General features: G+C 45.4%; 20 protein-coding genes, 3 tRNA genes and 1 pseudogene. 15 read left to right on the top strand and 9 right to left on the bottom strand.

The genetic code is table 11. The features are described 5' to 3' along the window. Nucleotide 1 precedes the first annotated feature (1 nt). From NQ095_RS17875 to NQ095_RS17840, 8 genes and pseudogenes are all read left to right on the top strand, one after another. A tRNA-Asn gene (locus tag NQ095_RS17875) sits at nucleotides 2-76 on the top strand. Nucleotides 77-81: 5 nt separating this feature from the next. Then, nucleotides 82-172: transfer RNA gene (locus tag NQ095_RS17870), tRNA-Ser, on the top strand. A 4-nt stretch (nucleotides 173-176) separates the two neighbouring features. Next, nucleotides 177-248: transfer RNA gene (locus NQ095_RS17865), tRNA-Glu, on the top strand. 515 nt (nucleotides 249-763) lie between these two features. Next, a pseudogene (gene glgB / locus NQ095_RS17860) lies at nucleotides 764-2,721 on the top strand (1,4-alpha-glucan branching enzyme). Further along, on the top strand, nucleotides 2,663-3,796 hold the full coding sequence (locus tag NQ095_RS17855) for a glucose-1-phosphate adenylyltransferase (RefSeq protein WP_375162857.1): 1,134 nt from the start codon (nucleotides 2,663-2,665) through the stop codon (nucleotides 3,794-3,796). Before glgB ends, NQ095_RS17855 begins: the two are co-directional and overlap by 59 nt. A 42-nt stretch (nucleotides 3,797-3,838) precedes the next feature. Then, the gene (locus tag NQ095_RS17850) at nucleotides 3,839-4,867 is read left to right on the top strand and encodes a GlgC family sugar phosphate nucleotidyltransferase (protein ID WP_258264780.1); all 1,029 of its coding nucleotides are present in this window, start codon (nucleotides 3,839-3,841) and stop codon (nucleotides 4,865-4,867) included. Next, entirely contained in the window at nucleotides 4,864-6,309 is a 1,446-nt protein-coding gene (gene glgA, locus NQ095_RS17845; RefSeq protein ID WP_258264779.1) for a glycogen synthase GlgA, read from the top strand. Before NQ095_RS17850 ends, glgA begins: the two co-directional genes overlap by 4 nt. Next, nucleotides 6,299-8,704 (top strand): glycogen/starch/alpha-glucan phosphorylase, encoded by a 2,406-nt coding sequence (locus NQ095_RS17840; protein WP_258264778.1) that lies wholly within the window; start codon nucleotides 6,299-6,301, stop codon nucleotides 8,702-8,704. The genes glgA and NQ095_RS17840 overlap by 11 nt, the downstream gene beginning before the upstream one ends. Before the next feature lie 36 nt (nucleotides 8,705-8,740). On the opposite strand, the gene NQ095_RS17835 is transcribed toward NQ095_RS17840, so the two are convergent. The 3 genes from NQ095_RS17835 to NQ095_RS17825 all read right to left on the bottom strand — a co-directional run bounded on the left by NQ095_RS17835 (nucleotide 8,741) and on the right by NQ095_RS17825 (nucleotide 11,135). After that, nucleotides 8,741-9,505 carry a TraR/DksA C4-type zinc finger protein gene (locus NQ095_RS17835; protein WP_258264777.1) on the bottom strand — a complete coding sequence of 255 codons (765 nt, stop codon included), beginning with the start codon at nucleotides 9,503-9,505 and terminating at the stop codon, nucleotides 8,741-8,743. A gap of 181 nt (nucleotides 9,506-9,686) precedes the next feature. Next, nucleotides 9,687-9,860 (bottom strand): hypothetical protein, encoded by a 174-nt coding sequence (locus NQ095_RS17830; RefSeq protein ID WP_258264776.1) that lies wholly within the window; start codon nucleotides 9,858-9,860, stop codon nucleotides 9,687-9,689. 351 nt (nucleotides 9,861-10,211) lie between these two features. Next, nucleotides 10,212-11,135: a 1,4-dihydroxy-2-naphthoate polyprenyltransferase gene (locus NQ095_RS17825; RefSeq protein ID WP_258264793.1), complete on the bottom strand. Its 924-nt coding sequence runs from the start codon at nucleotides 11,133-11,135 to the stop codon at nucleotides 10,212-10,214. A gap of 305 nt (nucleotides 11,136-11,440) precedes the next feature. Here NQ095_RS17825 and NQ095_RS17820 point away from each other — a divergent pair, with 305 nt between their 5' ends. The 6 genes from NQ095_RS17820 (at nucleotide 11,441) to menC (ending at nucleotide 18,899) form a co-directional block, all read left to right on the top strand. Beyond that, nucleotides 11,441-12,847 carry an isochorismate synthase gene (locus NQ095_RS17820; protein ID WP_258264775.1) on the top strand — a complete coding sequence of 469 codons (1,407 nt, stop codon included), beginning with the start codon at nucleotides 11,441-11,443 and terminating at the stop codon, nucleotides 12,845-12,847. After that, entirely contained in the window at nucleotides 12,840-14,594 is a 1,755-nt protein-coding gene (gene menD, locus NQ095_RS17815) for a 2-succinyl-5-enolpyruvyl-6-hydroxy-3-cyclohexene-1-carboxylic-acid synthase (RefSeq protein ID WP_258264774.1), read from the top strand. The genes NQ095_RS17820 and menD overlap by 8 nt, the downstream gene beginning before the upstream one ends. Beyond that, on the top strand, nucleotides 14,575-15,384 hold the full coding sequence (menH, locus tag NQ095_RS17810) for a 2-succinyl-6-hydroxy-2,4-cyclohexadiene-1-carboxylate synthase (RefSeq protein ID WP_258264773.1): 810 nt from the start codon (nucleotides 14,575-14,577) through the stop codon (nucleotides 15,382-15,384). Before menD ends, menH begins: the two co-directional genes overlap by 20 nt. 15 nt (nucleotides 15,385-15,399) lie before the next feature. Then, nucleotides 15,400-16,218 (top strand): 1,4-dihydroxy-2-naphthoyl-CoA synthase, encoded by an 819-nt coding sequence (menB, locus tag NQ095_RS17805; protein ID WP_034765489.1) that lies wholly within the window; start codon nucleotides 15,400-15,402, stop codon nucleotides 16,216-16,218. Between the two features lie 88 nt (nucleotides 16,219-16,306). Next, nucleotides 16,307-17,788 carry an o-succinylbenzoate--CoA ligase gene (locus NQ095_RS17800; protein ID WP_258264772.1) on the top strand — a complete coding sequence of 494 codons (1,482 nt, stop codon included), beginning with the start codon at nucleotides 16,307-16,309 and terminating at the stop codon, nucleotides 17,786-17,788. Further along, entirely contained in the window at nucleotides 17,778-18,899 is a 1,122-nt protein-coding gene (menC, locus tag NQ095_RS17795) for an o-succinylbenzoate synthase (protein ID WP_258264771.1), read from the top strand. Before NQ095_RS17800 ends, menC begins: the two co-directional genes overlap by 11 nt. A 62-nt stretch (nucleotides 18,900-18,961) precedes the next feature. On the opposite strand, the gene NQ095_RS17790 is transcribed toward menC, so the two are convergent. The 5 genes from NQ095_RS17790 to yidD all read right to left on the bottom strand — a co-directional run bounded on the left by NQ095_RS17790 (nucleotide 18,962) and on the right by yidD (nucleotide 23,658). Continuing rightward, nucleotides 18,962-19,684, bottom strand: coding sequence for a 3-ketoacyl-ACP reductase (locus NQ095_RS17790; RefSeq protein ID WP_258264770.1), 723 nt, complete (start codon nucleotides 19,682-19,684; stop codon nucleotides 18,962-18,964). Nucleotides 19,685-19,801: 117 nt separating this feature from the next. After that, nucleotides 19,802-20,833, bottom strand: a complete 1,032-nt coding sequence (locus NQ095_RS17785) for a cytochrome d ubiquinol oxidase subunit II (RefSeq protein WP_258264769.1) — start codon at nucleotides 20,831-20,833, stop codon at nucleotides 19,802-19,804. Nucleotides 20,834-20,851: 18 nt separating this feature from the next. After that, nucleotides 20,852-22,210: a cytochrome ubiquinol oxidase subunit I gene (locus tag NQ095_RS17780; protein ID WP_258264768.1), complete on the bottom strand. Its 1,359-nt coding sequence runs from the start codon at nucleotides 22,208-22,210 to the stop codon at nucleotides 20,852-20,854. Between the two features lie 127 nt (nucleotides 22,211-22,337). After that, nucleotides 22,338-23,267 (bottom strand): metal ABC transporter substrate-binding protein, encoded by a 930-nt coding sequence (locus NQ095_RS17775; RefSeq protein ID WP_309137663.1) that lies wholly within the window; start codon nucleotides 23,265-23,267, stop codon nucleotides 22,338-22,340. A 154-nt stretch (nucleotides 23,268-23,421) separates the two neighbouring features. Next, nucleotides 23,422-23,658 carry a membrane protein insertion efficiency factor YidD gene (gene yidD / locus NQ095_RS17770; RefSeq protein WP_258264767.1) on the bottom strand — a complete coding sequence of 79 codons (237 nt, stop codon included), beginning with the start codon at nucleotides 23,656-23,658 and terminating at the stop codon, nucleotides 23,422-23,424. A gap of 178 nt (nucleotides 23,659-23,836) precedes the next feature. On the opposite strand from yidD, the gene NQ095_RS17765 reads away from it, so the two are divergent. Then, the gene (locus tag NQ095_RS17765; RefSeq protein ID WP_258264766.1) at nucleotides 23,837-24,310 is read left to right on the top strand and encodes an S-ribosylhomocysteine lyase; all 474 of its coding nucleotides are present in this window, start codon (nucleotides 23,837-23,839) and stop codon (nucleotides 24,308-24,310) included. 42 nt (nucleotides 24,311-24,352) lie between these two features. Here the strand turns inward: NQ095_RS17765 and ytzI are convergent, their stop codons facing one another. After that, nucleotides 24,353-24,532: a YtzI protein gene (gene ytzI, locus NQ095_RS17760; RefSeq protein ID WP_258264765.1), complete on the bottom strand. Its 180-nt coding sequence runs from the start codon at nucleotides 24,530-24,532 to the stop codon at nucleotides 24,353-24,355. Nucleotides 24,533-24,619 lie beyond the last annotated feature (87 nt).

Here is a 24,619-nt window from a genome sequence, read left to right as displayed (position 1 = left end):
TTCCGCAGTAGCTCAGTGGTAGAGCTATCGGCTGTTAACCGATCGGTCGCAAGTTCGAATCTTGCCTGCGGAGCCATATTTGGAGAAGTACTCAAGTGGCTGAAGAGGCGCCCCTGCTAAGGGTGTAGGTCGGGCAACTGGCGCGAGGGTTCAAATCCCTCCTTCTCCGCCATTAAGGCCCATTGGTCAAGCGGTTAAGACACCGCCCTTTCACGGCGGTAACACGGGTTCGAATCCCGTATGGGTCATTCTGTAGAGACTATCATTGTTGATAGTCTTTTTTTGTTGTGCGAAGCTTGGATATGCATGCTCCATATGCAAAACTATATCCCTGGTTACTGAGGAGAGGGGTGTATTATCGACTTCTATCAACTTCTTCATTATTCCATTCAAATCATATTTTCCAATTAAGCAGATAAGGTCAGTGACCATAAGACAAAGCCATTCTCCTTCCTTCATTCGACACCACTGTTTCATCTTCCAACCAACCAAAAATCTATACAAAATACCGGAATCCCTTTATATTTCCCACTAATTTTAGATTTTTTTATATAAAAACTTTCGACAAATTCCGCTACGAATTCATCGTATTTCCCCTATGTTTTTACAATGTAAACCTTACCATTTAGAATAAGTTACCAAATAGGCAGTTTTTATATATAAGTATGTAGTAAATTGTCGGAATTGAACGACGATAATATAAAGGATTTTGGTGATGTTGTTAGAAAGTAGTTAAGTAGATTGAAAAAATGTAGGTGAGATGATGAACGCAATGACCATAACAGATTACGATGTGTTTTTGTTTCATGAGGGGAATTTGCAGCAGGCCTATCAGTTTATGGGTGCACATGTGAGAAGGGATTCCACTGGGACCTATACAGAATTTTGCGTTTGGGCACCGAAAGCAAGGCAGGTTTCATTGGTGGGTTCCTTTAATCAATGGAATGGGAATGGATATGATTTAAAAAAACGGAACAGTGAAGGCCTGTGGACAATTCGAGTCGATAAGGATCTAAAGGGAGAAACGTATAAGTATGAAATTACGACTCCCCTGGGGGCAAAGAAGCTGAAGGCGGATCCGTACGGGTTTGCCTCTGAAAGGCGCCCTCATACGGCAAGCGTCGTGTATGAGCTGGAGGGCTTTCGATGGGAAGATGAGAAGTGGATCGAGGAACGTTCATCCACTACGATCTACGACCAACCTATGGCGATTTATGAAGTACATTTAGGCACGTGGAAGAAGAAAGCTGGAAAGTTTCTTCCATATAAGGAATTAGCACAGCAATTGATTCCCTATGTGAAAGAGCATGGATTCACCCATATCGAGCTGCTGCCTGTCACGGAGCATCCATTTGACCGTTCCTGGGGTTATCAAGGTACGGGGTATTACTCCCCTACCAGTCGCTACGGCTCACCACATGATTTGATGACATTTGTGAATGAATGTCATTTACATAATATTGGCGTGATCCTGGATTGGGTCCCAGGTCATTTTTGTAAGGATGCGCATGGGTTATATGAGTTTGATGGTTCGTTTGCTTATGAGTACAGTGAGGAAAGAGACCGTGAGAACTATACGTGGGGTACGGCGAATTTTGATTTGGGCAAGGGGGAAGTGAGAAGCTTCCTGATTTCCAATGCCCGTTTCTGGATGGATCAGTATCATATCGATGGCTTCAGGATCGATGCAGTGGCGAACATCATCTATTGGGCGAATCAAGGTGAGCTTTCGCCGAATGAAGGGGCCATACAGTTTTTGAAAAACTTGAACAAGGCCGTTTTTGAGTTTGATTCTTCGATTCTGATGATTGCAGAGGATTCTACGGACTGGCCACAGGTGACGTCTCCTGTTCATTATGGAGGACTTGGATTTAATTATAAGTGGAATATGGGATGGATGAATGACGTCCTTAAATATATGGAAACCGATCCATCTGAACGAAAACATGTGCATTCTCTCATTACGTTTTCGTTGTTATATGCCTTTTCAGAGAATTATGTGCTTCCTTTCTCCCATGATGAAGTGGTGCATGGGAAGAAGTCGCTATTAAACAAAATGCCGGGGGATTACTGGCAGAAATTCGCTCAATACCGGTTGCTCCTCGGCTTCATGATGGCTCATCCAGGTAAAAAACTTCTGTTCATGGGAAGTGAACTGGCCCCGTTTTCAGAATGGAAGGATCTTGAGGAGTTAGATTGGCATCTACTGGATTACGACTTTCATCACAAATTCAATTCATATTTTAAAGAGCTAATGCATTTATATAAAGGTGCTGAACCATTATTTCAAATGGATCATCGTTCAGACGGATTCCAGTGGGTTGATGTAAATAATGCTGCGCAGCAGATTTTCTCTTTTATCCGTTATGGGATAGAAAAGGGAGATCATCTTGTGGTGATCTGCAATTTCAGTCCCCATGTGTATCACCAGTATAAGGTGGGGGTAGATAAGGCTTCTTCTTATGAAGAGATTTGGAATAGTGATGATGAAAGGTTTGGAGGTTCCCATCAGGTGAATCCCAACCCGCTTACCGTGCACAATGAACCGTATCATGGAAGAAATGGTTATGTGGAAATGACGATTCCACCATACGCAGCCGTTTATTTAAGACCAATCGAGTGAAAGGGGAGAAGAGTAATGGCAAAAGGTAGATGTGTGGCCATGTTATTAGCAGGTGGAAAAGGGAGCAGGTTAAGTTCATTGACGAAAAGTCTGGCTAAGCCCGCCGTACCATTTGGAGGAAAGTACCGTATCATTGATTTTACCCTGAGCAATTGTACGAACTCAGGCATCGACACTGTCGGTGTTCTTACCCAGTACCAGCCCCTCGTATTGAATTCCTATATCGGGATCGGGAGCGCGTGGGATCTTGACCGCAAGAACGGTGGTGTAACGGTGCTGCCCCCATATGCTGAATCATCCGAAATGCGCTGGTATACGGGGACGGCAAGCGCCATTTATCAAAATATGAATTACCTTGAGCAATATGATCCCGAGTACGTATTGATTCTATCGGGGGATCACATTTACAAAATGGATTATAGTAAAATGCTTGATTATCATATCGAGAAAAAAGCAGATGTCTCGATTTCTGTCATTGAAGTGGGATGGGATGAAGCAAGCCGTTTCGGACTGATGAACACGAATGAGGATATGCGTGTCACAGAGTTTGAAGAAAAACCGCCTTTCCCGAAAAGCAATCTTGCTTCGATGGGCATTTACATCTTTAATTTTTCCGTACTGAAGGATTATCTCGAGATGGATGAACGGAATCCTGATTCAAGCCATGACTTCGGTAAGGATGTCATTCCTCTCCTCCTTGATGAAAAGAAGAAACTGATGGCTTATCCATTTGAAGGTTATTGGAAGGATGTCGGTACGGTCAAGAGCCTTTGGGAAGCAAATATGGATCTGATAGATGAGCAGAATGAACTGAACCTGTTCGATCATGATTGGAGAGTGTATTCGGTTAATCCGAATGAGCCGCCACAATATATTTCAGAAGAAGCCATTGTGGAGGGTTCTCTTGTAAATGAAGGATGTACGATTGAAGGAACGATTCAAAAGTCCGTACTCTTCCAGGGAACAACGGTGAAAAAGGGAGCGCATGTCAGTCGTTCTGTCATCATGCCGGACGCCGTCATTGAAGAAAATGCTTATATCGAGCAGGCAATCGTGCCGCCGGATGTAAAGGTTCCAAAGGGCTTGTGCATCATGCCGGAAGAGGGATCCGATGAAATCATCCTGGTGACGGAATCATTCATTGAAGCACTGTTGGAACAGGAAAGAGTGTAAGATTCAAGACCATCTTAACAACATTAGAGGAGGAGAAGTGTTTTGAAAAATACAATGCTTGGTGTTATTGATGCTACGAGTTACTACGATTCCTTGGAGGATTTATTGCTGCATCGCTCATTGGCGGCCCTTCCCATAGCCGGCAGATACCGATTGATTGACTTTGTCCTTTCCAATATGGTGAATTCCGATATCGGCAGTGTAGCAATCTTTCCAAAGTTTCAATACAGATCTCTGATGGATCACCTCGGATCAGGGAAGAACTGGGACCTGAACCGGAAGCGGGATGGCTTGTTTTTCTTTCCCGCTCCTGGATTGGAAGCGAATGAAGAGGGTGTCGGGTCCTTCAATCACTTTGCCCATCATATGGATTATTTCAGACGCAGTACACAGGAATACGCCCTGATCAGCAATTGCTTTACGTTATGTAACATCGATTATCAGCCCGTACTGGAACGTCATATCCGTATCGGTTGTGATATCACGGAAATGCGTCACAATGGCAGCTCCTTAGACATGTACCTAGTAAAAACATCTACACTGATTGATTTGATCGGGCACAGGCGTGAAACGGGCTATACATGTATGCAGGATGTGGTGGATGACATGGATAGCGGATTCAAGGTGTGCGGATATGAGCATGAAGGATTTGTTCAAACAATTGATTCCATTGAAGAATACTATGAGGCCAGCATGAAGCTTATGAACTTATCCTATTGGAAAGAGCTGTTCAAAAAAGATATGCCCATTTATACGAAAGTGAAGGATGAGCCGCCGACACGCTACACATCAGCGGCAAGTGTGAAGAACAGCATCATCGCCAATGGATGCTTCATTGAGGGCAAAGTGAAAAATTCTACAATGTTCAGAGCGGTGAAGGTCGGCAAGAATACTGCTATTTCTAACAGCATCATTATGCAGAAGAGTCAAATTGGAGATAACTGTGTACTAGAGAATGTGATTCTGGATAAAGATGTGAGAATTGAAGATGGCGTCAAGCTTATCGGAGAAGCAAACAATCCAATTGTCATTCGCAAAGGGATGATTCAAGGAGCGCTGATGAATTCGTGAAAGTGTTATTTGTAGTATCTGAGTGTGTCCCATTTATTAAATCCGGGGGCTTGGCGGACGTTGCAGGCGCACTGCCCAAGGAGTTAAGAAGTTTAGGCACGGATGTCAGGGTGATTCTGCCTAAATACGGCGGGATCCCTCAAGAATTCCGTTCAAAAATGAAACGGAAGAAAGAGTTTTTCGTGTCAGTAGGCTGGAGAGATCAGTATTGTGGAATTGAAGAGTACAGTGAAAATGGTGTGACATATTATTTTGTGGACAATGAATATTATTTTAACCGGGAGCGATTATACGGATACTTTGACGATGGAGAGAGGTTCTCCTACTTTACAAGGGCTGTTTTGGAAAGTATTGCTGTTCTCGATTTCTATCCCGATGTGATTCACTGTCACGATTGGCATACGGGCATGGTTCCTTTCTTACTCCGAAGCGAGTATCAGGAAAGACCCGGTTATTCATTTATCCGCAGCGTATTCACGATTCATAATCTGCAATTTCAAGGCATCTACCCTAAAGAGGTGATGACGGACTTATTAGCTATCCCTGAGAAGTATTTTCATCATGAATACCTCGAGTTTTATGGGAATATCAATTTCATGAAAGGCGCGCTCATCTCTTCGGACTTCGTCACAACGGTGAGTCCTACGTATAAAGAAGAAATCCTCACGCCTTACTACGGGGAAAAGCTTCATAATATACTTGGCCAGCGGTACAACCAATTATTGGGGATCCTCAATGGGATAGATGATGAAGTGTATAATCCTGATGACGGGGAGTTTCCTTTCTTCAGCGGGAATCTTCAAGGAAAGAAGCAGTCGAAGCAGCACCTGCAAAGAAGTCTGGGCCTCGAGGAGAATGAAGGAATCCCACTGGTGTCCATCATTTCGAGACTGACGAACCAAAAGGGTCTTGAACTCATCAGGGGCGTCTTTCATGAGATGATCCAGGAAAATGTCCAGTTTGTCCTGTTGGGGACAGGGGATTGGGAGTTTGAACAATTCTTCAGGGAAATGGAGTGGACGTATCCAGATAAGGTCAGAGTACAGATCGGCTTCAATGAAGAATTGGCAAAACAGATTTATTCCGCCAGTGATTTGTTCCTGATGCCTTCCAAGTTCGAGCCTTGCGGGCTGGGACAGTTAATTGCCATGAGATACGGAGCACTGCCACTTGTTAGGGAGACAGGCGGACTGAACGATACCGTTGAATCTTACAATGAGGAGACGAAGAGCGGAAACGGCTTCTCATTCAAAAACTTTAATGCTCACGATATGCTTTACACCTACCGGAGAGCCCTATCATATTTCCACGAAGATCCGGAAACATGGAACCATATTGTACGTAATGCAATGAATAAAGATTATAGTTGGGCCCAATCGGCCTTTAAGTATAATCAACTATACGCTGACCTGGTATCAAGGAGTGAAAGCCATGTTTTCTGATCCGATTGAATTCAAAGAATTGTTTCTGAAGAAGCTAGAAATGATGTATGGAAAGACGTTCCCTGAGTCCACAAGCCAGGATCAGTTTTTCACATTGGGCCACTTGATACGTGAATATATTTCGATGAACTGGATCCATACGAATGAGCAATACCGGTTCAATAAACAAAAGCAAGTGTACTATTTATCCATCGAATTTCTACTGGGGCGTCTGCTCAGGCAAAATCTTACGAATCTGGGAATTTACGATATCGTGGATAAAGGACTCCAGGATCTTGGAATCGACCTTGCGGAAATGGAAGAGGTTGAGCACGATGCAGGACTTGGAAATGGAGGCCTTGGCCGTTTAGCTGCCTGTTTTCTGGATTCCCTGGCTTCCCTTAATTTACCTGGCCATGGATATGGAATCCGTTATAAGCATGGATTGTTTGAACAAAAGATCGTGAACGGATTTCAGATGGAGCTTCCGGAACAGTGGCTGCGTCATGGTCATGTGTGGGAGGTCCGTAAATCAGACCTGACCGTCGAAGTTCCATTCTGGGGGAAGGTGGAATCATATAGGGAAAAGGATGTCTTAAGGTTTCGACATGTAGATGCAGAAGTCGTCGCGGCGGTTCCTTATGATATGCCTGTAGTGGGATTCGAGACGTCGACGGTCAATACTCTTCGTTTATGGAGTGCCGAACCTGCCGCCTATAAAGCGGGTAAAGATATGATGAAGTACAAACGTGATACGGAAGCCATCACAGAATTTCTATATCCTGACGATACTCATGAAGAAGGGAAGATCCTGCGCCTGAAGCAGCAATACTTCCTTGTGTCAGCAAGCATCCGCTCGATTCTGGATTCGTACCTTTACCGAAATGGGAATCTGAAGGAACTGCATGAGAATATTTCAATCCATATCAATGATACCCATCCGGTTCTTGCCATCCCGGAACTGATGAGGGTCCTTCTGGATGAATACTCCTTTGAATGGGAAGAAGCATGGGAAATCACGACGAATACATTCGCCTATACAAACCATACGACTCTGTCAGAAGCACTGGAGAGATGGCCGATCCGTATATTCCAGCCCCTCCTGCCCCGCATCCACATGATTGTGAATGAAATCAATGAACGGTTCTGCAGGGAATTATGGAAAGAGTATCCCGGTGAGTGGAAGAGGATAGAAGACATGGCGATCATCTCACATGATGAAGTCAAAATGGCCCATCTTGCCATTGTAGGAAGCTTCAGTGTGAACGGTGTGGCAAAGATCCACACGGAAATTTTGAAGCAACGGGAAATGAACTTATTTTATCAATATTATCCTGGTAAATTTAATAGCAAGACAAATGGAATCACCCATAGAAGGTGGCTCCTTAACAGCAATCCATCCCTTTCGAATCTGATTACCTCTTCGATCGGTGATGAGTGGATCAAAGACCCTTCCAAACTGGTGAAGCTGAAGGAGTATCACCATGATACGGCATTCCTGAAAGACCTGTATGATGTGAAGCAGGGAAATAAGCAAAAGCTTGCCGGTCTGATATATGAAAGCAATGGAATCATTGTCGATCCGTCTTCGATATTTGATATCCAGGTGAAGCGGCTTCATGCGTATAAACGTCAGTTAATGAATGTGTTGCATATCCTCCACCTGTATAATCGCTGTGTGGAAGATCCGGGATTCGATTTTCATCCACGTACATTCATTTTTGGGGCAAAGGCGTCCCCGGGTTACTACTATGCCAAAAAAATCATTAAATTGATCCACTCTGTAGCAGATCTTGTTAATGATCATCCGCTTGTGAAGGGGCGCATTAAAGTCGTGTTCCTTGAAAATTACCGGGTGTCCCTTGCAGAAGAGATCATCCCGGCAGCCGACTTGTCCGAGCAGATCTCAACGGCCAGTAAGGAAGCGTCTGGTACGGGGAATATGAAGTTCATGATGAACGGTGCTTTGACCCTTGGGACACTTGACGGTGCCAATATTGAGATCCTGGAACAGGTCGGAAGAGACAATATCTTCATATTCGGATTAACGGCTGAGGAAGTGATGAAATATCAGCACCATGGAGGCTATTACGCCATGGAGTACTTCCATTACGATACAAGGATCAAAAAGGTGTTGAACCAACTAATAGATGATACCCTGCCGGATGCAGGTGATCATTTCGAGACCATTTATGACTCGTTACTGACTGAGAATGATCAATTCTTTGTCCTAAGGGATTTCGATTCCTACGTAAGGGTTCATGAACAGGCAGGAAAGGCGTATGAAAACAAAGAGCACTGGTCACGGATGTGCCTGCAGAACATTGCCAATTCCGGCTATTTCTCCAGCGACCGGACAATCGAGCAATATGCGAAAGACATATGGGGCATTGCACAGGGGAGTTTAATGAAATAGAAAAAACGCTTGGGAATCGAATCCCAAGCGTTTTTTCTATTTTTTCTTCTTGTCTGAAACGTAGCTATCTCCATCTTTATAGGGGATGTCCCCCAGTGGAGATTCCATATCGTTCTCATCGAGCATGTCCTCATACTCTTCATGTGTCTTCGACGGATAGGCTTTACGGTTTGATCCTTCCATGTCGGTCCCGACGAATGATTCATAATCCTCGGTGAACCCTTCCGATGTGTCCTCATCCTGATACAGATCTGAGTAATCCTCATGATCTCCTTCAAAGTCGGATGGGGTTTCAGAAGTCCCGAAACGGCCGACCTCCTGGAAGCTGTCCTGGTCGTCACGCACATTTCCATCTGTTTCATGTCTGAATTCATTATCGACGGGCGGCTGCAGCACATCTTCTTCCACTGGTCGATCCTGGGGTGTCGACTTCTCCGGTGTATGGTCCTTACAATAAAGGGTCGTCGGAATGACTTCGAGACGCTCGTAAGGGATATCCTGTCCGCATTCTTTACATTGACCGTAAGTACCGGCTTCGATCGCATGCAGGGCTTGTTGGATTTTATCCAGTTCAAGCTTCGCATGATCGTCGATGGCGAAATCCTTTTCCCGTTCATATAACTCTGTACCCATATCGGCCGGATGGTTATCATAAAGGGAAAGTTCTCCTGAATTATCTCGTTCGTTTGTATGGTGAAGATTATCTAAATCCTGATGTAAATGTTCTTTTAACTGCTTTTCCTGTTGAACCAATTCTTGTTTTAATGTCTGTTTTTGGCTGTCTGTTAGCAATTTCTTCACATCCTTCATAATGTTCGCTTAAATCTTGTCCTAACCATACTTTATCCGAAAGTGGGATGGTTAAAACATAAAAGGTTTTTTCGTGAACAATAATTCCATTAGCGAGTGGTGGTTGATTTCCGCTGCAGGTGCTCGCTTTCCGCGGGGCGTGAGTTGAGCCTCCTCGGCTGCATGTGGTGTCCTACCCTTGTCCAGCTCCGGCGGCTAGCCCCTCGAGGTCATAAGCTAAATGGTCCAAGAAGGCAAAAAACGCCTTATTAGGCCCATTCATCTTATGCTTGTCGGGGCTGAACAAGCCGCCTCCGCTTTTCGTTGTTTCCCGCAGGAGTCGAGCACCTTCCGCTTCAATCAACATTGGTTTTATAATTTTTAAAAGGATAAGCATCAGAAAAAGATTCTTAACAATTATAATGGATGAGTGCCAAAAGGAGCTGGTTTAGTCAAAACAAAATCCGAACGATCATTCGATATTCTTAATTTGAAAATCGAATGATCGTTCGGATTTATTGTTTTTGTAAAAGCATATAAAAGGTATTTAAACGGTTCTAGCTGTTGATTGGAGTGCAAGACGAAGACTCCTACGGGAAAAGCGGAGTAGGTGAGACCCAGCAGGAGCGACCGCGACGAGGAGGCTAGCCGAACGCCCGAGGAAAGCGAAGTCTTGCACGGAAATCAACAGCGGTTTAACAAGGGAACCTAGATCTTTTTACAATATATAAGCAAGTAATAATCCAATGGTTAACAGGAAACCAAAGATGGTGTTAGTTTGAGCTGTTGCTTTCATCGCGGGCATCATTTCGATGGGTTGTGTTTTGCCGATGAATCCGGTTGTTGCTTTGATTGCTTTAGGGATGCTTAAAAAGGCTACGAACAGCCATGGTGATGAGATCCCCGTTACGACCAATCCGATGATCCAGGCGTAGGAAACGACAAACATACTGCCTAAGAGGATGATGGCCCCTTTTTTTCCTAACAGGATCGCGATGGTCTTGCGGCCGTTTTCTTTGTCTCCATCGAGGTCACGGATATTGTTGGCCAATAATATGGAACCTACCAATATGGAAACCGGAATCGAGATGAGGACGCAGTCCCCATTGATGTAGTCTGTCTGGATATAAAATGAGATGAGGATGATCACAAATCCCATGAAAAATCCGGCTACGATTTCGCCGAATGGTGTGTAAGCAATTGGCATTGGTCCCCCAGTATAAAAGTACCCCGCTGCCATGCACACTATTCCTATGAGAGCCAGCCACCAAGTACTGTTAAGACAGATATAAATCCCTAACAGAAGGGCCATTCCGTATAGTGAAAAGGCAAGGTTGATGACCGTTGATGGTTTGACACCATTACGGACGATCGCTCCGCCGATCCCGACCGAGTGTTCTGTATCAAGGCCCCTTTTATAATCATAATATTCGTTGAACATATTTGTAGCCGCCTGGATCAACAGGCAGGCAACCAGCATGGCTGCAAACAGCCAAAAGTCCACTTTCGTAAATTGCAGCGCTAGTACCGTCCCTAATAGTACAGGTACAAATGCCGCTGTAAGAGTGTGGGGGCGAGTCAATTGCCACCAAATCTTCCACCCTTTATCTGATTCCAACACGTTGGATGCTTCTTGTTCCATCATTCTCTCTCCCTTACGCAATAAGGAATTTTCAGAAAACATTACAATTCCTTTACAGATTAAAGTGTAGGTAAAGGGAAGGGGACTGTCAATCATTTTCTACAAATTCGTGAAGGTTCTATTTTCCAGTAATTGAGGACTTTTACAAAGCTTTTGGTTTCTCAAAAGAAGAAAAAGGGTTTATTATATATATAATAAGAATAAATAGTGTAAACATGTCTTGAACTCCGTTGACACACCATAAGTACAGGTGTATCTTATAGTAAGTTTGACTATTGTACGTGATTTTGTTTGGGGGAATTCAATTGGTTACCATCCATAAGACCAATATTGAAAAAGCATATGATACAGCCAGAATGAAGGCTAAACAAATACATCGCCCCGTCCTTCTCAGCATAGTGGAGGAAGTGGATGCAGTGGATCCTCTTTCTTTTTATTATGGAGGAAACTCTTTTCATGGAGAGCGCTTTCTATGGAAGGACCGTGATCATACCATCACGCTGGTAGGGATCGGAGCGGCTCATATTCTGTCTACAGATGAAAAAGCAGAGCGCTTTTTTACGGTTGAGAACGAGTGGAAGCGCTTTATTGAAGAAGCTGTTATTGTGACAGGGGAAAAATGGGCAGGAACCGGTCCACTATTATATGGTGGGTTTCGTTTCGACCCGATGAACGATAACAGTGAAGAGTGGAGTGAATTCTCTGCAGGTACATTCCAACTCCCGATGTTCATGTTAACAAAGCCTGAAAAAACGAATTATTTGACGATGAATGTCATCTGTCATCCGGATGAGGATGACAGCTTATTCCATGAACGTATCGGTTTGAAAGAAGAGCTTCTTGCAAACGCCAGAAAGACCATCATACCTGAACGCCCTGAATGGATCGGGAACCGTGATGTAAAACCTGATGAATGGAAGGAATCCGTCCAGAGTGTGGTGAATCGCCTGCAAAAGGGTGAGATGGATAAAGTAGTCCTTGCGAGAAAATGTGAAGTGTCATTCGATCAACAGGTGTCCTCTGATTTCGTATTGGACAATCTGTGGAAACAGCAGCCTGACAGCTTCGTCTTCAGCTTTGAATGGGAAGGAAGCTGTTTCATCGGCGCAACTCCGGAACGACTCGTAAAGAAAACAGGGGAAGAAATCCTTTCCACCTGCCTTGCGGGTTCGATTGCCAGGGGGGATACCTTGGAAAGCGATGAGAAACTTGGGGAAGAACTGCTCGAGGATGAAAAGAACCGGTATGAACATCATCTTGTTGTGGACAGCATCCAACATGCCCTCAACCCATTTTGTGACACACTTTCGATCCCTTCTACACCACAGCTTATGAAGCTCAAGGATATCCAGCATCTCTATACACCGGTCATCGGACAGGCATCTGAGCATACTTCGCTTTTGAACCTTGTTGGAAAATTGCATCCCACTCCTGCACTGGGTGGCGTCCCTAGGGACAAAGCGATGCACGTGATCAGGCAGGAGGAAGACATGGACCGTGGACTTTATGCCGCTCCTATCGGTTGGATCGATGCCTATGGAAATGGTGAATATGCCGTCGCCCTTCGCTCGGGCCTCCTCCAGGGAGACAAGGCCTACTTGTATGCAGGTTGCGGAATCGTAGCAGATTCAGAACCTGAAAGTGAGTTTAAGGAAACACAGATGAAATTTCGGCCGATGCTCCGGGCATTAGGGGGAAGCGTACATGAATGATGAACATCAGAAGAAACTTACAGATTATTTAGCTGCCTTCATTGAAGAATTGGTAGGAAATGGAGTAGACGAAGTCGTCATCAGTCCCGGCTCTCGTTCTACTCCTTTAGCGTTGCTATTCGCCCACCATCCCGGAGTGAAGACGTATATCAATGTGGATGAACGCTCTGCGGCCTTTTTTGCATTGGGTATCGCCAAGGCAAAGAAAAAGCCCGTCGCCATCCTTTGCAGTTCCGGAACGGCTGGAGCCAATTACTATCCTTCTGTCATTGAAGCCCGCTATGCAAGGGTGCCCCTCATTGTGCTGACTGCTGATCGACCACATGAACTGAGGGAAGTGGGGGCACCTCAAGCCATTGATCAAATCGATCTTTACGGAAAACACGTGAAATGGTCCATCGACATGGCCTTGCCTGAAAGCATCCCGTCCATGCTGCAATATGCTCGTTCATCTGCTGTCAGGGGCGTAGCTCTTTCAACAGGAAATCCGGAAGGGCCGGTTCATTATAACTTTCCATTTAGGGAACCGTTGATCCCGGATTTGCAAAAGGTTGAATTTACAATCGGGAAAACGGGAAAAAGAGTCCTTCAAGGAGATAGGCAGTTATCTCCCGACATCAAGTATGAACTTCAGGAAACATTACTAAAATCAGAGCGCGCCCTCATCGTATGCGGCCCCGGCCTAAGTGAAGAGGCTGTTCCGTCCATCGTACGATTTGCCGAAGAATATGCGCTGCCGATCGTTGCAGATCCACTGTCCTTCGTCCGGAGTGGGAAACATTCAAAAGATACTATCATTGACTGCTACGACACGTTCTTAAGAATTGATGAACTCAAAGAATCACTTCAACCAGATCTCATTATCCGTTTCGGTGCCATGCCGGTATCAAAAGCACTTATGCTGTTTCTGAAAGGCCTCCCGGATATTCCGGCGTGGGTTGTGAGTAAAGGGGAAGAGTGGCAGGACCCGACGGCACGCGGTACTGACTTTATTCACTGCGGGGAAAACCTGTTCTGTCAAAGCTTTATGGAGCAAAGTGGGCAAAGAAATATGGACTGGCTGATTGAGTGGAAGCGGGTCAATAAGGAAACGAAGGATTTACTCGTCAAGGGTCACCAATCCTGGGATGAGGGAATGGCGGTCCATCAGTTGATACAGCATTTGCCGGAAGGAGCCACCCTGTTTTCCAGTAACAGCATGCCGATCCGTGATTTGGATACATACTTTTTCACCAATGACCGGTCCCAGCGGATTTTTGCCAACCGCGGAGCTAACGGGATTGACGGAGTTGTATCCACGGCTCTCGGGATGAGTACGGTATCCCATCCAATGTATCTCCTGATCGGGGATCTCGCCTTTTTCCATGATCTCAATGGGTTATTGACAGCGAGGAAATATCAATTGGATATGACGATTGTGGTGATGAACAATAATGGGGGCGGGATCTTTTCCTATCTGCCCCAAGCAGGTGACCAGACCCATTTCGAAGACCTGTTCGGAACCCCGATGGACTTGGAATTTGCTCATGCAGCCAAACTATACGGTGCTCATTATTTCCATGTTGGAACCCAGGAAGAATTCATTCCGGCTCTCCAGGAAGCAGAGCAAAGCAAAGGAATAAAGATCATTGAGATAGTGACCAATCGGGAAGAAAATGTAGCAAATCATCGTAAATTGTGGAATTTTGTTTCCCGGGAAATGACGCAGAACCTAAAGGGTGAAGATCGTGATTCTTCAAGTAGATGATATCCGTTATTTTGTAGAAGTGAAAGGGGAGGGAGAGCCTTTGGTTTTCCTTCACGGCTTCACAGGCGACACCACAACGTGGTCCGGGGTCACCGATCAGTTGTCTGCTACAAATCGATGTGTCAGCATTGATTTGATTGGTCATGGCCGTACGGAATCCCCGAAAGACGTCACAAGATACACCATGGACCGGGTTGCAGCAGATATATCCAGCCTCCTGGATGAACTCGACATCGACAACACAGTGTTGGTCGGGTATTCAATGGGTGGACGTATGGCCCTTCACTTCAGCTTGACGTATCCTGAAAAAGTGAAGGCATTGATATTGGAAAGCGCCTCTCCCGGATTGAGGACGAGTGAAGAAAGAAAAGAGCGACGGAAGAACGATCATGCACTGGCGGACAGAATAGAGAGGGAAGGCATCGAAGAATTTGTCGACTTCTGGCAGGAGATTCCCTTGTTCGCGTCTCAGAAAAGGCTCCCGGATAAAGTGCGTTCCGAAATCAGGCAACAGCGCATGAGCCAATCGGCCACAGGCCTATCCAACAGCTTGAAAGGGATGGGGACCGGGGCACAGAATTCTTTATGGGACAGGCTTGATGAACTAACATTCCCAGTCCGGTTACTCGTGGGAGAGCTGGATCATAAGTTCGTTCATATTGCAGAAGAGATGAAAAAGCTCAACCCGGACTTTCAAATCTTGACATTTTCCAACACCGGTCATGCAATTCATGTGGAAGAATCGCGAAAGTTTGGTACAATAATAGAGGAACTACTGTTAATTACATAAAGGAGGAACAAACCAATGGCTTTTGAATGGGTTTCAGAAAGAAATTACGAAGATATTTTATACGAAACATATAATGGAATCGCTAAGATTACGATCAATCGACCAGAAGTTCGTAACGCATTCCGTCCTAAAACCGTCATGGAACTAATCGACGCATTTGCTTATGCACGCGACGATTCCAAGGTTGGTGTCATCGTTTTAACAGGCGCAGGTGAGAAAGCATTCTGTTCAGGCGGAGACCAACGTGTACGCGGTCATGGCGGATATGTAGGGGAAGATGAAATTCCTCGCTTGAACGTATTGGACTTACAACGTCTGATCCGCGTGATTCCTAAGCCGGTCATTGCAATGGTAGCCGGTTATGCAATTGGTGGCGGACACGTCCTTCATGTCGTATGTGATATTACGATTGCAGCAGACAATGCAATCTTCGGACAAACAGGTCCTAAAGTGGGGAGCTTTGATGCTGGATACGGTGCAGGATATCTTGCACGCATCATCGGTCACAAGAAAGCGAAAGAAATCTGGTACCTATGCCGTCAGTACAATGCCCAGGAAGCGCTTGAAATGGGTCTTGTGAATACAGTGGTGCCATATGAGCAGCTGGAAGCGGAAACGGTTCAATGGGCTTCAGAGATGCTTGAGAAAAGTCCGACTGCCCTTCGTTTCCTGAAAGCTTCATTCAACGCAGATACAGATGGGCTGGCAGGTCTGCAACAGCTTGCAGGTGACGCAACCCTTCTCTACTACACAACGGAAGAAGCGAAAGAAGGACGCGACGCATTCAAAGAAAAGCGTAAGCCGGACTTCGGACAATTCCCTCGTTTCCCTTGATTTGAGGGCAGCCTGATGAATCTGATATGGATTCATCGGGCTTTTTTAAAATAATCTAACCAATACGAAAGGAATGGAGAATGACAGGATGACAACACAGGAATTGCCTAACTGGCTGAAACAACGAGCATTTTTAACCCCTGACCGAATGGCTTTAAGCAATGGTGATGTAGAGTTTACATTTGGTGAGCTTTGGGAAAAAGTCATTTCTATCGGGGAACAACTACATACCATTGTAAAACATTCGTCTCATCCTTTTTTGGGAATCATGATTAAAAACAAAGTGGAGTCTGTCTTTCTTGTTCATGCCATTCAACAGCTAGGTTTCACGACTGTACTGTTAAACAATAAGTTAAGTGAAAATGAACTTACTTTCCAGATTCAAGATATGGGATTGTCGACGGTCATATATGATGATGAATTTGCAGGGAAGCTTGATTTTTTAGGGGATGACGTGGTTGGAGTCTCTTTCTCACAATTATTCGACACTGCCCCGACAATATTTGATGGGAAGGATCATTTTCAGTTAGATCAAGCATGCTCGGTCATGTACACTTCCGGTACGACGGGAGCGCCAAAGGGAGTCCTTCAATCCTACGGAAACCATTGGTGGAGCGCCATTGGGTCTGCCCTGAATCTTGGTATAAATGAAAATGATACATGGCTTTGTTCCGTTCCCCTTTTTCATATCAGTGGTTACTCAATCCTGATGAGAAGTGTTATTTACGGAATGAACGTGCGTCTGTTTGAAACTTTCGACGTGGAAGGGATCAACTGTGAATTGACGTCAGGGAAGGTCACCATCATGTCGGTTGTCAGCAATATGCTCTCCCGTTTGATGAAAGGATTGGGGGATGAAACCTATCATCCAAGTTTCCGCTGCATGCTGTTGGGCGGCGGTCCTGCCCCACTTCCATTACTGCAGAAGTGTAAAGAAAAAGGAGTACCGGTCTTCCAAACCTATGGTATGACAGAAACGGCCTCACAGATTGTGACGTTGTCACCTGAATACAGTATGTCGAAGTTAGGCTCGGCCGGAAAGCCACTCTTTCCTTCTGAATTAATGATCAAGCGTGAAGAAGGTGCGAACCAGGAAGGGGAAATCCTTGTGAAAGGTCCAAATGTGACCAATGGATATTACCGGAGAGAGGAAGCAAACGCCAGAAGCTTTGAATCCGGCTGGTTTCATACAGGAGACATCGGATATGTGGATGAAGACGGGTTCTTATTTGTACTGGACCGGCGCTCGGACCTGATCATCTCCGGGGGAGAAAATGTGTATCCGGCTGAACTCGAGAGTGTCCTCCTCAGCTGTGACGGGGTGGAGGATGCAGGAGTGACAGGCATCACAAGTGACGAATGGGGGCAGATTCCGTGTGCCTTCATTGTAAAGAAAGATCATCTGACAAAAGAGGAGATCATCGCACACTGCAAAAAGAACCTGGCGTCTTATAAACGTCCGAAAAAAATCGTGTTTGTGGATGAACTTCCACGAAATGCGTCAAACAAACTGCTGAGGAGAGTTTTAAGAGAGCAGTGGGAAAAAGGAATGGTTGCTGATGAAGATTAAATCCATCACCCTTCACGTTATTTCCATGCCTTTAAAAAGTCCCTTTGTGACCCATCTTCAAACAGTTAAAGACCGCGAAGGCATCATCGTCGAGGTCAAGGACAGAGAGGGATTGTGTGGACTGGGAGAAGGAGTCGCCTTTTCCACACCATGGTATACAGAAGAGACGGTCAAAACATCCTATCATATGCTGAAGGACGTCTTGATCCCCCTTTTGAACAGTAAACCATTTCACCATCCTGAGGAAATCGGGAAGCGGTTTGAAGACGTTCGTGGAAATGCAATGGCGAAGGCTGCCCTTGAAATGGCCTTATGGGATCTTTATGCAAGGCAGCAAGATATGCCATTATGGAATTTGATCGGCGGGACTCGTAAAGAAGTTCTTGCCGGGGCCGTGGTCGGAGCAGGCTCGATTCCAGGGATGGTCGCCCAGGCTGAAGAGCTTGTGAAAGAAGGATATCAACGGATAAAGCTGAAGATATCCCCAGGTGCCGATGTGGAAGTCGTAAAGGAATTGAGATCCCATTTTCCAAACCTTTCCCTGTTGGCTGATGCGAATTCAGTGTATAGTCTTGGAGATATTTCGCGGCTTCAAGCATTGGATGAGTTCGATTTAGAGATGATCGAGCAGCCCCTTGGCGTCGATGATTTAGTAGAACATTCTCTATTACAGAAGGAGATATCGACTCCCATCTGTCTTGATGAAAGCATCGTCACGCCTCATGACATGAGGAGTGCCATTCATTTGAATAGCTGTGGAGTGGTCAACATCAAGCTTGGCAGAGTAGGTGGATATTCGAGTGCGTTGGAAATCTACCATTTGTGCCGGGAAAACGAGATCAAGGTATGGTGCGGGGGAATGATTGAATTCGGGGTATCCAGGGCTCATAATCTGGCGCTTTCTACCCTTGAAGGATTCTCCATTCCAGGTGACATTTCATCATCCTCAAAGTACTGGGAGGAGGACATCATCACAGTACCGATAGTGGTGAAGAATGGAGTGGTGGAACGATTGGAGGGAAGCGGGATAGGCGTGGAACTCAATAGAAAGCGTTTGAGTGCCGTGACACAGTTTAAGGAATCCTTTCCATTTGATGAAACGCATCTTTAATTTCCTAGTCAATCAACACAGATAATAAGCCAGAGAGCACATGCTCCCTGGCTTTCTTTCATTTAAAACGGATTCGTCGCCCACTGAAGGGATTGTTTGATGAAGATCCTCTGGTGTAATTTCAGCTGGGAAACCATATGCTCTGCCAAATCCTCGGGCTGCATATACTTTTCTTTGTCAGCTTCTTCAAGCTTATCTCCAAAAGTAAGGTCTGTTGCCACCAGGCTGGGATTCAGGGTCATGACACGGATGTTATGTTTTCGGACTTCCTGCATCAGTGCCTCTGTCATCCCTTGGACGGCAAACTTTGATCCACTGTATGCCGTGCTTCCTTCAGTCCCTTTCAAGCCGCTGCTGGATGAGATATTGATGATGTCCCCCCTGTTCTTCTCGATGAGCTGGGGCAGGACGGCACGGGTTACATAGTAGGTTCCGAATACATTGACTTCAAAGGTCCGTTTCCATTCTTCCGGATCGATCTCAAGGAACGAACCGTACGTTCCGATACCGGCATTATTGATTAAGATGTCAGCCGGTCCGAGTTCATGTTCAAGTTTTGAAACGGCCCTATCCACCTGTTCCATATGGGAAATATCAGCTACAGCCACACTGGCTTTCACTCCAAGGGATCGTGCTACCTCTGCCACTTTTGCCAGGGTGCTTTCTGTGCGTGCAATCAACCCGACATGAACGCCTTCACGGGCAAGCTCTAATGCGGTCGCCTTCCCGATTCCGCGGGCAGCACCCGTAATATAAGCGGTTTTGCCTTTAATCGATTGTGCCATCTTCCATCATCCTTTCAATTAGGTTCTATCGTAAGTGTAAAGTGTAGGAATGCGGATAGGCAACTAATCTACCTGACGGATAGGAAAGAAAAAAGCCCCGGGAGTCCCGGAGCGAATTCATTCACCTTTTTGACGTAAGTACCGTTTATCATTCATGAATAAACTCCAGAAGTAGACAAAGCCGGGGAACAGGATGATGAACCCGACGATATAGGTGAGGAATACAGCCTTAAAGGAGTTGGGATCGGTAAATCCCGATTGGATCGTAACCTCAGGGTAGATGATATAAGGTAAATGTGCCTTACCGTATACATAACTCGCCAGTACATATTGAAAGGTAACAGCAATGACGGCCACCCGGGGCATCCCTTTCATCCCTTCCTTGTTCGTCGGCAGGAACAAGGCCCCCCCCGCGACGAGGAACCCGAGAAGGGAGACGAGTAGAATCGGCAGGTCGTCCATCATACGATCGTAAATCCATCTTGCCTCATTTTTCATGGTGAACATGATGAGAAAGGCCATGACAACCGATATGGGACCGATGATCAGAGCGTCCCTGCGATAGACTTTAAAGGCTTCGAATTCCTTTGAAGCCTTGGAATAGTCAGCAAGAAGCAGAGATGACAGAAATAACGTACTTGCGACGGCGAATCCGAAGAAAGCATATTCATGTGGACTACTGAACAATTTTCCCAGATGAAGGGTCTGTCCGTCGCTGAAGTCAATATAAGGTCCATGGGAAATGGGCAGCACACTGATGAGCAGGCCAGGAATCAATAAGCCGGTGATCCCCGTTACGTAGGTCAACGGCTTCCTGTAGTCATCTGCTACGTGAGAGAATACAAGGAAAGCACTCCGCAGGGCCAGAAGCAAAAGAATCAAGCTTCCGGGAACGAGCAGAACGGTTCCTAATGAATACGCGGCTCCAGGGAACATACTGTACACGGCGACGACTAAGGCGACGATGAATGTATTGGTGACCTCCCAGGTAGGGGACAGATAGCGATTGGCAATGTTCGTCGCTTTCGTTTTGTCATGATTGATATAGATCATCGACCAGAAACCTGCGCCGAAATCCATTGTCGCCATGACGGCATAGATAAAGACGAATCCCCATAGGATCGTGATGGCAATCAATGATTGTGTCATATCTTCACCTCCTGCTGTTTAGGTTGTTAAAGGAATATCCTTATGACTCGCTTCCGCCTTGTTAATATCCTTTTCAGGTGGATTCCGTTTGAAATAATAGAGAAGGACCAGAACGACGGACACGGCCAAAATCGCATAAACGGAAACGAATAGAATGAAAAGAGTTCCTAAGTTCCCTGAAGTGGTCACCGAGTCTTCCGTACTGAGAATACGGTAGATCGTCCAAGGCTGTCGGCCTGTACAGGCAAAGATCCAACCGAATTCGATGGCCATGATCGACAGCGGCCCACCAGCGACGAATGCCCACATCAGCCATTTCGGGAATCGCTCTTTCTTCAGTAACTTGTTCCATACATAGGCGACCAGTGACAGTAAAATAAGCAGTGAGCCGATCCCAACCATCGCGTTGAAAAGTGTATGGACGAAAAGAGGCGGCCAATATTCTTCAGGGAAGTCGTTCAATCCGATCACTTCCGTATCGAAACTGTTACCGGCAAGGAAACTGAGTGCCCACGGAATTTCAATCCCCCACTTTACTTCTTGAGTGACAGGGTCGGTGAATCCTCCAACGGAAAGTGGAGCATGAGTCTGGGTTTCAAACAGTCCTTCGGCGGCTGCCAATTTCTCAGGCTGATACTCATGGAGCTTTTGGGCCGATTCATGTCCATTGATTGCAGTAAGAAATGCAAATACACCCCCGACTAATAAACAAATCATGAGCGACTTTCGGTGAAAGGCATAAATCCTCGATCCGAAAGAAGATCGGAGCATTTTAAAAGCGGATACGGTTGCAATCGTAAACGACCCCACAACATAGGCCGATAATGCCACGTGTCCGGCTGTTACGAAGAAACTCGGATTAAAGAATGCTTTCCACGGATCTACGTTGGTAATTTGCCCGTTTATGATTTCAAATCCGGCAGGCGTTCCTTCAAACGCATGCACATTGGTGATGAGTACAGCTGAAGCAAGACCGCCGATGGCGACAAGGACCAGGCTCACAATCCTCATCCATGGCGCAATGCGGCTGGCTGCATACACATAAATGGACATAAACAATGCTTCAACAAAGAAAGCATAGATTTCAATTTGAAACGGCAGGGCCATGACGCGCCCGATGACCTCCATAAATCCCGGCCAAAGGAGTGACAATTGAACGCCGGCAATCGTCCCTGTTGGGATACCCACCCCTAACAGAACGGCAAACGCCTTGGTCCAGCGCTTCGCCATCACGGAATAATCAAGGTCATTGGTCCGTTGAAACATAATTTCGGCAACGAGGATCATTAACGGAATACCCACTCCAAGTGTGGCAAAAATGATATGAAACCCCATTGTGATCCCAAACATGGAACGAGCGATTACTAATTCATCCATTTTTAAATCTCCCTTACTAGTCTTTAACATTTCCTTATTGTCCACTTAATGGAAAATAATATTCATGTTTTTTAGGAGGAAGGGTTTTGTATTCCACATGAAAAAAGAGCAGCCACGGAGGCTGCTCTTATTGCAATGCTTTTTTCAACGTTTCAATGTTTCTTTTCATCAATGAAAAGTAATCCTCATCCTTTTTTCGATCATCTGCTGTAAGGACGGATAAATTATGAAGTGTCAGTGATTTCGCACCCAATTCATTTTGAACGACTTCTGTCAGGCGTGAAGAGACGTTCTGTTCAAAGAGAATGTATTGAACGTTGTCTTTTTTTCCTTTTTCAATGATTTCTTTCAGCTCCTGCTGCGACGGTTCATTGGCAGTGTTTAAGCCGGCGATGGCTTCCTGGTGAAGTCCGTAGCGTTCTTCCCAATAACTGTAGGCTGCGTGGGACACGTAAAAGGTTTTCTTTGGTGCGTTGTCAGCCATCTTTTTGAACTCAGAGTCTAACTCGTCCAGGTCACTCGACAATTCTTCAAGATTCGCCTGGAACTCATCCTTATGCTCGGGCATTTCCTTTGAGAGGGTGTCGGCGATATTCTTGGCCATTTGCTTCGAATACACGGGATCCAGCCAAATATGTGGATTCACATCGTGATGATGGCCATCTTCATGGTCGTGTTCATCAGCACCCTCTTCATGAGGCACTTCGATTCCTGTACTTGTCGGTACCACAGTAACGTCTTCATTTTCTAATAAAGATTTAGATTTTTCAACGAAACCCTCTAGGCCCATCCCGACGTAGAAGAAAACATCCCCATCGGCCATCTTCATCATATCTTTCTGAGATGGTTCGAAAGTGTGTTCATCAGCACCTGGAGGGTAGATGCTTTCGACGTCCACATAGTCCCCGCCGATTTTTTCCGTGAAATCCTCCAGTGGATAGACGGTCGTGTAAACCTCTAATTCATCTTTCTTTTTGCCGTCCTGACCGGAGTCGGCTCCGCAGGCAGACAATACGAAAATCAATAATAATAGCAAACTCATGCGAATATAGTTCAAGAGGAATCCTCCTTTTTAAGTCATGTTCTTCCCTTAACTGTAATGATTACGATTTAGCACAAAGGTTATTTTACTACCGATATGGGGAATAAGCAAGACAAATGGATGATTTTTATAAAAAAAGACTGCCTCCTAAATTTGGAGCCAGTCCCAATCATTTATCTTTTTGCCGCGGCCATTCTTCCGGCACGTGGTCGATGCCTCCAGGATGAAATGGATGGCATTTCACAATCCGCTTGATCGTCAGCCAGCCGCCCCTGAGTGCGCCAAACCGGCTCACGGCCTCGACACCGTAATGGGAGCAGGTAGGATAAAAGCGGCAAGTAGGGGGTTTAAGAGGGGAAATGACGCGCTGGTAAAGCTTGAACAATACTAACAATACTCGTTTCATGATCCGTCTCCCCGTTGAATTTTCTTTTACTATATCAGAATCTCGAGGTGGATTGAAAGGTTTTGGCCTGTCATCCCGGGTGCGGAAATAGGTTTTTTGCCTAATTCAGATTAAGTTGATGAAATAACTATGAATTTACGTTATACTATGAAGTAGAAACTAAATGGGAGTGATTTTAATGCCTTCAGTAGAAAGCTTTGAATTAGATCATAATGCAGTGAAAGCACCATTTGTCAGACATTGTGGTGTGCATAAAGTAGGAAGCGACGGACTTGTGAATAAGTTTGATATCCGTTTCTGTCAGCCGAACAAGCAAGCGATGAAGCCTGATTCCATTCATACTCTTGAGCATTTATTAGCCTTCACGATCCGTAAATATGCAGAGCCTTATGCTCATTTTGATATCATTGATATTTCCCCGATGGGTTGCCAAACGGGTTATTATTTAGTCGTCAGCGGGGAGCCGAAAGTGGAAGAAATCATCGACCTGTTGAACGCTACGATGAAAGAAGCGGTAGAAATCGAGGAAATCCCTGCAGCCAACGAAAAACAATGCGGGCAGGCGAAGCTTCATGATTTAGAAGGGGCCAAGAAACTGATGCGTTTCTGGTTGAATCAAAGCAACGAAGATTTGAAGCAAGTATTCGCATAAAAAAAAACCACCGTTCATATATTTGAACGGTGGTTTTTCTGTTTACTCCTTATGTTCCTTTTCCTCATCCTGTTTCATCTGTTCGAGGTGAGGATTGTTTTCGAGTGGATCAACTGTATGTTTAACGGTTGTATAGGCTTTGGACGTTGTAAGGGCACTGACGAAAATCACCAGGATACATATGACAACCGCAATAATCAGGACAAGAGTCATTGACATCATGGAACCCCCCTTTTTTCACTATTTTACCATAGAAGGATCGGCCATATGGGAGTAAAAACAACATTTTTATGACGTTTCCTATGTTTT

Origin of the sequence: Rossellomorea sp. SC111 (assembly GCF_024733565.1) — a bacterium.
In the GTDB taxonomy this organism is placed as follows: domain Bacteria; phylum Bacillota; class Bacilli; order Bacillales; family Bacillaceae_B; genus Rossellomorea.
This window is presented reverse-complemented; position numbering and strand designations above follow the sequence as displayed.